Here is a 1,361-nt window from a genome sequence, read left to right on the forward strand (position 1 = left end):
AGAGGACGTTAAGTCCCTTTACTCACGGTTGGGGATCGCTCGTTCGTGTGATCGTTCGATGAACTGACGTGTTGGCCGGGGGGTAGGTGATGTTGTGCGGCGTATGGAGAGACCGGCGTATCCGAGTGACGTGACAGACGAGCAGTGGGAACTGGTCAGACCGATGATCGAGTCGTGGAAGCGGGAGCGGGTGGCCCGGTCGGCGACCGGGGACCCCGGGTCCTGTGATCTGCGGGAGGTTGTGAACGCGATCTTCTACCAGAACCGGACGGGCTGTCAGTGGCGTTACCTCCCGCACGACCTGCCGCCGTGGTCGGCAGTGTTCTACTACTTCACGCTGTGGCGCCAGGACAGCCTTGACCAGCGAATACAGGAGCTGCTGCGCTGCCAGGTGCGGGAGAGAGCCAAGCGATTAGAGGACCCGTCCCTCGTGATCATCGACACCCAGTCCGTCCGTGCGGCGGCCGGGGTTCCGAAGACCACGACGGGACTGGACGCCGGCAAGAAGGTGCCGGGCCGCAAGCGCGGGCTCGTGGTCGACGTGCTGGGCCTGATCATCGGGGTCGTCGTCCTCGCGGCCTCCGCCCACGACAACGCCGCCGGCACCGCCCTGCTCACCCAGGCCGCCGAGCGGTGCGGCAATCGCCTGGAGAAGGCCTTGGTCGACCAGGGCTTCAAGGATGAGACCGTCATCCACGGCACCCTGCTCGGCATCACCGTCGAGACCGTCCGCCGCAACCCCGAGGACAAGGCCAAAGGCTTCATCCCGCAGCCGAAGCGGTGGGTGGTCGAGCAGGTCAATGGCACGTTGATGCTCCACCGGCGTCTGGCCCGCGAGTACGACCACCGGCCCGACAACGCCGCCTCCCGCGTCTACTGGGCGTCCACCGCAAACATGGCCCGCCGCCTCACCACCCCCGCCCCGGCCTGGCGCGACGCCTACGAGGTGGCCGCGTGAAGGTCGCCGACCTCCTGAAGGACGTCCAGGTCCGGCATGAACAGGCCATGGCCCGGGCCGACGACCTGCGGCGGCAGATCGAGCACCTCACCACCGCCCTGGCCGAGACCGAGAGGCGCCTGGCCGAGCTGGCCACGGCCCGGAAGATCGTCCAGGAGATCACGCCGGACGGCACCGACCCCCAGCCCGACGAACCGGCTAGCGCCTACCAGCAGGTCCTGGACACCTTCAACCACCACCCCGACCAGCCCTTTCGCGTCCGCGAACTGCACGAACTCCTGAGCTGGCCCACCGACGACCCCTCCCTGAATGTCACCCGCTCCCGCCTCGGACGCCTCACCCGCCAGGGCTTCCTCACCCAACCCGGACGAGGCATCTACCAGAAACGGACTTAACGTCCTCT

At 67.5% G+C, this 1,361-nt stretch carries 2 protein-coding genes; both read left to right on the forward strand.

The window, feature by feature from the left end:
* Positions 1-103: 103 nt before the first annotated feature.
* On the forward strand, positions 104-958 hold the full coding sequence (locus ACZ52R_RS43515) for an IS5 family transposase (protein ID WP_465755582.1): 855 nt from the start codon (positions 104-106) through the stop codon (positions 956-958).
* Positions 955-1,353 (forward strand): hypothetical protein, encoded by a 399-nt coding sequence (locus tag ACZ52R_RS43520; RefSeq protein ID WP_465755583.1) that lies wholly within the window; start codon positions 955-957, stop codon positions 1,351-1,353. The genes ACZ52R_RS43515 and ACZ52R_RS43520 overlap by 4 nt, the downstream gene beginning before the upstream one ends.
* The last annotated feature ends 8 nt before the right edge of the window (positions 1,354-1,361 follow it).

Source organism: Kitasatospora sp. NPDC034023 (assembly GCF_055575795.1).